The organism is Pseudomonas sp. Marseille-Q5117 (assembly GCF_946901175.1).
GTDB classification, from domain to species: domain Bacteria; phylum Pseudomonadota; class Gammaproteobacteria; order Pseudomonadales; family Pseudomonadaceae; genus Aquipseudomonas; species Aquipseudomonas iranensis.
On the sequence record NZ_CAMPPP010000028.1, the window covers coordinates 22720 to 29808 of the forward strand.

A 7089-nucleotide genomic window follows, 5' to 3' on the forward strand; every position below is an offset into this window, starting at 1 on the left:
GCGCCCTTTTTTGCAGGTTCATTAGGCATGTCCAACGTTTACCGATAGTCTCTTGCGACACTTTCGCGAAGCGCCGGCCATGCCCCAGACAGATTTCTCTTCCGACCTCCAGGCCATCGGCAGCATTGACGCTGTGCCGGTGATCCTGAGCATGGTCAAGCACATCACCGGTATGCGCTTCGCCGCCGTAGCGCGGGTCACCGAGAGCAAGTGGATCGCCTGCGCCGTGGATGATTCGATTGACTTCGGCCTGTTACCCGGCGGCGAACTGGTGCTCGAATCGACGATTTGTCATGAGATCCGTCAGCACCATCAGCCGGTGATCTTCGGCCATGCCAGCCAGCACCCGCTGTTCTCCACGCATCACACGCCGAAAACCTACGGCCTGGAAAGCTATATCTCCATTCCGATCATCAAGGCCGATGGCGAGTTTTTCGGCACGCTGTGCGCCATTGATTCGGTTCCGGCGAACCTCGATGACCCGGCCATCGAAAAGACCCTCACCCTCTTTGCCCAGCTGATTGCGATGAGCCTGGATACCCAAGGCCATTTGCACGCGACCAAAACCGCGCTGGCCGATGCCAACGAAATGGGCCGTCTGCGCGAGCAGTTCATCGCCGTACTGGGCCATGACTTGCGCACGCCACTCAGTGCCATCCGCATGAGTGCCGATCTGCTGGACAGCAAAGTCGAGGACAAGCGCTCGCGCACGCTGCTGTCGGCGATTCGCACCAGCTCGGTGCGCATGGGCGTGCTGATCGAAAACATCCTCGACTTCGCCCGGGGTCGGCTCGGCAGTGGCATCCCGGTGCAGCGCAAACTGGTCGATGACTTGCAGCAAACGCTGCGCCAGACCCTGGAAGAAATCCAGGTGGCGTACCCGCAGGCGAAGTTTATTGATTCGCTGGAGGTGCCGGCCGGGGTCTATTGCGACCCGCTGCGGATCAGCCAGTTGTTGTCGAATCTGCTGGGCAACGCCGTAACTCACGGTTCCATTGCCGAACCGATCGTGCTCAAAGCCTTTGCCGAGGGCGACGAAATCGTTATTTCGTTGACCAATCAGGGCACGCCGATCCCGCCTGCGCTGATGCCGCTGCTGTTCGAACCGTTTTCCCGTTCCGAAGCAGGCCAGCGTCATGAAGGGTTGGGACTGGGCTTGTACATCGCCGGGCAGATAGCCAATGCGCACAACGGCACCTTGAGCGTGACGTCCGACCGTGAAACGGGCACCTGTTTTGTCGCGCGCTTCCCTGCCCGCTTCAAGTGGGTCTGAGCGCCGCTCTAAGTATTCAGTGGCGTCTGCGGCGTGTCCGGGTTGAGCTGGCGGCGGCGGAACTGCCCCGGTGGCTGGCCATGAATCTGGCGAAACCGCCGGGAGAAATAGGCCTCATCGGCGAACCCGCACAACCGCGCCACTTCGCCCACCGAGCGCGTGCTGTTGAGGAGGAAGTTGCGCGCGGCGTGCATGCGCCGCTCCAGCACCAGCTCGGTGAAGGTCTTGCCGATCTCTTTGCGCAGCCAGTGCGTCAGGTAGGTCGGTGACAGATAGGTCGCAGCGGCGACTTTGATCAGGTTGAGATCAGGATCGGCGATGTTCTTCCGCAAGTATTCGAACATGCGGCTCAAAGCGTCGCGACGACTGTTCTCGGCGGCATTCTCTTCTGCCAAGCGCTTGAGCGGCTCGGCATAGAGAAAACACACGCTGCCGATCATCTGCAGCAACAAGCCCTTGAGCATTTCCCGCGTGCCGAACTGACGGTTCTCATCGAGTGCGCGCATCTGTTCGATCAGGCCGCAGACCTGAGCGAAATCCTCATCGTTCAAAATGAAATCCAGATGTTCCTGAAAGCGGAACGGCGATAGCTCAGGCGCGAGCAGGATCGACACCTCTTCCAGATCCATCGGGTCGCATTGCAGATGCGGCAACAGGAACGTCTGGGAAAAATTGATGACGATGAAATTGCTGTCTGCGGGATGCGGAATCACATGCACGCGGTGCGGCAGGATGAACGCCAGGGTGTTGCGGGGAAATGGCCGCTGGACGCTGCCGATGTGCTGCACGGTGTCGCCACCGAGGTTGATCTGGATCTGGAAGTACTCGTGCCGGTGAGGCGCGGTTTCGGCGCGCCGCCCCTTTTTGTCGCGAATGTAGAAATCGGTCAATTCGCTGCGTTGCTGCATGACGTAAGTCGGGATACGGCTGGGTGAAGACATGGGCGGGAGGTCCTCTGGGCAGTGAGGTGGCGCCCTTCATCTTGCAGGGTTGTGCGGTGGGCGGCAACGAGTCATACGATGACGTTGGCTTTTTTGAAAGAAGCCTCGCCATGTGCCTGTCCAAAAACCGCATTATTATAAAAATACAATTAGTCGTTATTTTTCATACGGTTGGGATTTTAATCTGATCTTTATTCTCAAGACAAATCGTATTTATCTTTTTGGACACGTTCGCCAAATCCACTTTTTTCAAGAAAAAACGTTCTAACCCATCGGTTGATTTAGAACCGTTGTACGACCACTGTAGTGACCAACGCAGCCCAACCTCTTTCAAAAACAATCAAAGGTGCGCACGTCATGATCCTGCTATTTCCCCTCGCCGCCCCGCCCGACCTCCCCTTGAAATCAATTGCACAAAGACGTTCCTGAACGTCTGAAAGCCGCGCTGCAACCCGTTCGATTGCCTTGCCCCACACGTTGCGGGCAACGGCATCGGCTGCTCGAAAAATCTCGACTCTTCTAACAATAACGAGGTCTCCGCATGTCCAACTCCCATTCTTCCAGTGCCACGGTGCCGCCGGTGATAGCCGGTGCACGCGATGCCGTTTCGGCGCAGCGCCTGCCTACCCGGCGGCGCTGGTTCATGCTGTCGTTGCTGCTGATCGCGACGATCATCAATTACATCGACCGGGTGAACATCTCGATCGCCGCGCCGTTCATGGCCAAGGACCTGGGCCTGGACAAGATCGAGATGGGCCTGATTTTTTCCGCGTTCGCCTGGACCTATGCCTTGGCGCTGGTGCCGGCCGGGTTCATCGCTGACCGGTTTGGCTCGCGCTTCACCTACGGCGTTTCGCTGATCAGTTGGTCGACCGTCACCGTTTGCCAGGGTTTCGCCACGGGGTTTGCCTCGCTGTTCGGCCTGCGCCTGGCGGTCGGCGCCATGGAAGCCCCGGCTTTCCCGGCCAACAGCCGCGCGGTGACGGTGTGGTTCCCGGCGCGGGAACGCGGGATGGCCAGCAGCATTTACGTGTGCGGCCAGTACCTCGGCACCGCGCTGTTCACCGGCGCGCTGTTGTGGCTGGCGACCACCTTCGACTGGCGCCACGTGTTCTACAGCACCGGCGCACTCGGCATCGTCTTCGGTGTGCTGTGGCTGTACCTGTATCGCGATCCGCTGAACTGCAAGAAAGTCAGCCAGGAAGAATTGAAGTACATCGAAACCGGCGGCGGTCTGGTCAAGAGCAGCCAGGAGCGCACCCGCTTCAACTGGCGGCAGATTGCCGAGCTGTTCAGCTATCGGCAGATCTGGGCGATCTGCATCGGCAAATTCGCCAGCACCTCGGCGCTGTACTTCTTCCTCACCTGGTTCCCGACCTACCTGATCGAAGAACGCAAACTGACCATGATCAAGGCCGGGATCTTCGCCGTGCTGCCCTTCGTCGGTGCCACGGTGGGGATTCTGCTGGCCGGCATCGTTTCCGACCTGCTGATCCGTCGCGGCTACTCGATGTCGTTTGCGCGCAAGTTGCCGCTGGTGGTCGGTTCGATGCTGGGCATGTCGATCGTGCTGGTGAACTTCACTGACTCCAACCTGATCTGCATCGCCGTGCTGACCATCGCCTTCTTCGCCCAAGGCATCGCGTCCTCATCGTGGGCGGCGGTGTCGGAAGTGGCGCCAAAAGAGCTGATCGGCCTCACCGGCGGCATTACCAGCCTGGCGGCGAACATCGGCGGCATCGTCACGCCGATCGTGATCGGCGCCATCGTCCACGCCACCGGCACCTTCGCCTATGCCTTCTGGTTTATTGGCGGCGTCGCGCTGATCGGCACCCTCTCCTATTCGTTACTGCTCGGACGCCTGTATCGCATCGAGCTGAAGGTGCGCTGAGGCAAGAACCCGGATTTGTCCAAACGCAGGCGGCTTTCGTCCAACTTCACCGACGCCAGCCGCCGTACGCTGCCCTTTCAAACAGGATGACCCGCAGGATGAACATGACTGAATACGTCTTTACCCCGGATCTGCCCGTGACTTTGCCGGTACTCGGCACCGAGCAGCGCTTCCCCGTTGGCCGGGTGTTCTGTGTCGGCCGCAACTACCCATGGCCGGACACTCAAGGCCAGTCGCGCCAGCCGCCAGTGTTTTTCATGAAACCGGCAAGTTGCGTGGTCGATGCCGTCGGCGACATCGCCTTCCCGACAGTGTGCGAGGACTTCGTTCACGAAATCGAACTGGTCGTAGCCATCGGTGAAGGCGGCGCCAATATCCCCGAGGATCAAGCGCTCGCCTACGTGGGGGGCTACGCCGCCGGCCTCGACCTGACCCGCCGCGATGTGCAACGCGCAGCCAAGAGCAACGGCTTGCCGTGGGAAGGCGCCAAGGTGTTCGACGGTGCCGCGCCGATGACTGCCGTCGTCCCGGTTAGCCGCAGCGGCCATCCCGAGGGCGAATTGTGGCTGAACGTCAACGGCGAAGAACGCCAGCGCGACAATCTCGACAGCCAGATCTGGTCGGTCAGTGAAGTAATCGCGCGCATCTCGCAATCCGTGGCCCTGCGCGCCGGCGACCTGATCATGACTGGCAGCCCCGCCGGCGTTGACAGTCTGCAACCGGGCGACGTGATCAGCGCTGGCATAGACGGCATCGGCGAATTGGAAATGCGCGTCGGCCCACGGCCCTGATTCCAGCGGATTCAGAAAAAAGGAGAACAACAATATGCCGACCTCTTTGAAAGTTGCGCTGGTGACCGGCGCCGGCAGTGGCATCGGCCGCGCCGTGGCGCTGGGCCTGATGGCTGACGGTTTCACCCTTGTGCTCGCCGGACGCCGGCCCGAGCCCTTGCAAGCGCTGGTCGAACTGGCGCAGAGCCAGGGTCACCCAGCGCTGGCGGTACCCACCGACGTGCGCGATCCGGCCAGTGTCGACGTGCTGTTCGCGACCATTGCCGAGGTCTACGGGCGCCTCGATGTGGTTTTCAACAACGCCGGCGTCAACGCCCCCGCCGTGCCGCTGGATGAACTGACCTTCGAGCAGTGGCGCAACGTGATCGACACCAACCTCAACGGTGTCTTTCTCTGCGCTCGCGGTGCGTTCGGGCTGATGCGCAAACAACAGCCGCAGGGCGGACGAATCATCAACAACGGTTCGATTTCCGCACACACGCCGCGCCCGTTCAGCAGCGCCTACACCGCGAGCAAACACGCCGTGCTCGGCCTGACCAAATCCCTGGCGCTGGACGGCCGCGAATTCAACATCGCCTGCAGCCAGATCGACATCGGCAATGCCCTGACGGAAATGTCGGTGCGCATGACCAAAGGCGTACGCCAGGCCAACGGCAGCATCGCCGTCGAGCCAATGGTCGACGTCAAACACGTCGCCGATGCAGTGCGCTACATCGCCGCTCTGCCGCTGTCGGCCAACGTCCTGAACATGACCGTCATGGCCAGCGCCATGCCGTTTGCCGGTCGCGGTTGAGCCGGCCTTTTTATTGCGTAACGAGGTAGCCATGAAGCCAGAAATCCTGCAACTGAGCCCGATCCTGATCCCGGAAATCAACGCGCGTCTGGACCAACTGTTCACCGTACGCCGCTACTTCCAGCAAGCGGACAAACCCGCCTGCATAAAGGAACACGGCGCCAGCATTCGCGGCGTCATCACCGGCGGCCACACAGGCATCAGCCAGGCGCTGATGGCGCAACTGCCGAACCTTGAAGTGGTGGCGGTCAATGGTGTTGGCACCGACGCCGTCGACCTGGCCTACGCCCGCGACCGCGGCATCCGCGTCACCGCCACCATCGGCGCCCTCACCGAAGACGTCGCCGACCTCGCCATCGGCCTGCTCATCTCGGTCTGTCGCGGTTTGTGCACCAGCGACCGCTACGTGCGCTCCGGCCAATGGCCACAAAGCCCGACCCCACTCGCCCCGCTGCCCTTGGCCCGACAAGTCTCCGGCATGCGCATCGGCATCGTCGGCATGGGCCGCGTCGGCCGCGCCATCGCCACCCGCGCCGCCGCCTTCGGCTGCCCGATCAGCTACACCGACCTGCAACCGATGAGCGACGTCCCCCACACCTTCGTCGCCGACCTCAAACAACTGGCCCGCGACAGCGACGCCTTGATCCTCGCCGCCGCGGCGGACAAGGGCGAAGCGATCATCGACGCGCCAGTGCTGCAAGCGCTGGGCAAGGACGGTTACCTGGTCAACGTCGCCCGGGGCAAACTGGTGAACGAGGCGGATCTGGTGGCCGCGCTTTCGGCTGGGGAAATCGCCGGGGCTGGGCTGGATGTGTTTGTCGATGAACCGAATGTGCCGGAAGCGTTGTTTGGTAACGAACAGGTGGTGCTGCAACCGCATCGGGCCAGCGCCACCTTGCAGACTCGCACGCGGATGGGGGAAATGGTGGTGGCCAGTCTGGTTGATACGTTTGCGGGGAAAGTGCCGGTTGGGTGTGTGACGGGGTGAATGGTTGTTTGGGATAGGCTGCAGATTGCGTTGAGTCAGTGAAATCCAGCCCCCTCACCCCAGCCCTCTCCCCCCAGGGGGCGAGGGGGAAAGGGAGCCGATCTTCGTTGAATCCAAGAACGAGCTCGACGCAGAGTCTCAGGTCGGCGCATCTTCAACAAACACCTCGACCAAGTCCCCTCTCCCTCTGGGAGAGGGTTAGTGATCTGGTCAAACGATACTGGACACGGTTATAGGTTTTAGGTCATTTCTCATGCTGCCAAGGCTTCCATTGCTACCGGAGTCCGATATCCGTTGTGACTGTGCAGCCTGATCCGATTGTAATAATGGGTCAGGTAGCGCAACACATCGGTACTAGCCTCATCTTCGTTTCGGTAGCCAGCCTTGGGTATCCATTCGGATTTCAAACTGC

General features: G+C 60.8%; 6 protein-coding genes. 5 read left to right on the forward strand and 1 reads right to left on the reverse strand.

What is annotated here, in order from left to right:
- Positions 1–79: 79 nt before the first annotated feature.
- Entirely contained in the window at positions 80–1273 is a 1194-nt protein-coding gene (locus OC605_RS27450) for a GAF domain-containing sensor histidine kinase (protein WP_125916079.1), read from the forward strand.
- A gap of 8 nt (positions 1274–1281) precedes the next feature.
- On the opposite strand, the gene OC605_RS27455 is transcribed toward OC605_RS27450, so the two are convergent.
- Positions 1282–2214 (reverse strand): helix-turn-helix transcriptional regulator, encoded by a 933-nt coding sequence (locus OC605_RS27455; protein WP_130887979.1) that lies wholly within the window; start codon positions 2212–2214, stop codon positions 1282–1284.
- A gap of 541 nt (positions 2215–2755) precedes the next feature.
- On the opposite strand from OC605_RS27455, the gene OC605_RS27460 reads away from it, so the two are divergent.
- The 4 genes from OC605_RS27460 to OC605_RS27475 all read left to right on the forward strand — a co-directional run bounded on the left by OC605_RS27460 (position 2756) and on the right by OC605_RS27475 (position 6677).
- The gene (locus tag OC605_RS27460; protein ID WP_056785134.1) at positions 2756–4105 is read left to right on the forward strand and encodes an MFS transporter; all 1350 of its coding nucleotides are present in this window, start codon (positions 2756–2758) and stop codon (positions 4103–4105) included.
- Between the two features lie 98 nt (positions 4106–4203).
- On the forward strand, positions 4204–4896 hold the full coding sequence (locus OC605_RS27465; protein ID WP_262140448.1) for a fumarylacetoacetate hydrolase family protein: 693 nt from the start codon (positions 4204–4206) through the stop codon (positions 4894–4896).
- 34 nt (positions 4897–4930) lie between these two features.
- Positions 4931–5689, forward strand: coding sequence for an SDR family oxidoreductase (locus OC605_RS27470; protein WP_262140449.1), 759 nt, complete (start codon positions 4931–4933; stop codon positions 5687–5689).
- 31 nt (positions 5690–5720) lie between these two features.
- Positions 5721–6677 carry a 2-hydroxyacid dehydrogenase gene (locus OC605_RS27475; RefSeq protein WP_262140450.1) on the forward strand — a complete coding sequence of 319 codons (957 nt, stop codon included), beginning with the start codon at positions 5721–5723 and terminating at the stop codon, positions 6675–6677.
- The last annotated feature ends 412 nt before the right edge of the window (positions 6678–7089 follow it).

Bases quoted from the DNA above. Each gene is read 5' to 3' on its own strand.
- OC605_RS27450 (WP_125916079.1), top strand. From the start codon at position 80: ATGCCCCAGACAGATTTCTCTTCCGACCTCCAGGCCATCGGCAGCATT.
- OC605_RS27455 (WP_130887979.1), bottom strand. From the start codon at position 2,214: ATGTCTTCACCCAGCCGTATCCCGACTTACGTCATGCAGCAACGCAGC.
- OC605_RS27460 (WP_056785134.1), top strand. From the start codon at position 2,756: ATGTCCAACTCCCATTCTTCCAGTGCCACGGTGCCGCCGGTGATAGCC.
- OC605_RS27465 (WP_262140448.1), top strand. From the start codon at position 4,204: ATGAACATGACTGAATACGTCTTTACCCCGGATCTGCCCGTGACTTTG.
- OC605_RS27470 (WP_262140449.1), top strand. From the start codon at position 4,931: ATGCCGACCTCTTTGAAAGTTGCGCTGGTGACCGGCGCCGGCAGTGGC.
- OC605_RS27475 (WP_262140450.1), top strand. From the start codon at position 5,721: ATGAAGCCAGAAATCCTGCAACTGAGCCCGATCCTGATCCCGGAAATC.